The sequence below is a fragment of the Rhodanobacter terrae genome (assembly GCF_042657005.1).
Taxonomy (GTDB): domain Bacteria; phylum Pseudomonadota; class Gammaproteobacteria; order Xanthomonadales; family Rhodanobacteraceae; genus Rhodanobacter; species Rhodanobacter terrae.
On record NZ_JBHSNG010000083.1, the window covers coordinates 1 to 786 of the forward strand.

Genomic DNA, 786 nt, shown 5'->3' on the forward strand with positions numbered 1-786 from the left:
GGCGTGTCGGCTTCTTCTTGGACTCGAAACTCAACGAGGCGAACGAACGCTGTTTCATCGGCGATGGGCTTCCTTGGGACTGGTCGCTATGATGCCGCACACGGGGAATAAATCAGAGCATCCTTAGTGGACTGATACCGTTTTAGTTTTCGAAGCGCGTTTGTAAAATTCTTCTTACTAACCTGAAACTTTTTATCACCAAAACGTACAACGCCGTTGTAATCGATAAAATATTCGTCTTTTGCTGACATGGATACCTTGGCTCGCACGTTGCCATTCATATAGAAAGTTGAAGCAGGAGCGGGAGTTAGCAAAGAAAGGAATCTCTCGCGATTTATGGCGTACCTGCAATATTGATCATCGCCAATATTAGACTCACTCTTTCCCACCACTAAATCAATTCGAAAGTCGACAAAACATACCGGCGCTTCTTTAGCGTAGACGACTCCATGCTTGATCGCCGGAGACGCCTGTACTTGGCTAAGAAGTAGGGAATATAAAATGAGAACGAGTATTCGTACCTTATTTGTCATGACAGTTGTCCTTATACAGCTAGTAGCGCGTTCGCAGCGGCAAACCAAGTTCTTGACGAATTGGGTTCTCGACCATCCTCACGTTATCCCCTAAGCGGTCCGTAGCCGTAGTGTTATCCCGGTAACCCGGCGGATTCAATTTAGAAGTGCATCACTCCAGCCCCGGGAAGTAGCGCAGGTGCGGTAGCCTGCGCAGCTTCACCGCCAAGTGGAACTGCACATTGAGCTACACGCACCTGAGCCAGGACGAACG

At 48.5% G+C, this 786-nt stretch carries 1 protein-coding gene; it reads right to left on the minus strand.

Annotated elements, in window-relative coordinates; all coding sequences use genetic code 11:
• Positions 1-86: 86 nt before the first annotated feature.
• Positions 87-533, minus strand: coding sequence for a hypothetical protein (locus ACFPPB_RS20325; protein WP_377330485.1), 447 nt, complete (start codon positions 531-533; stop codon positions 87-89).
• Between the last annotated feature and the right edge of the window lie 253 nt (positions 534-786).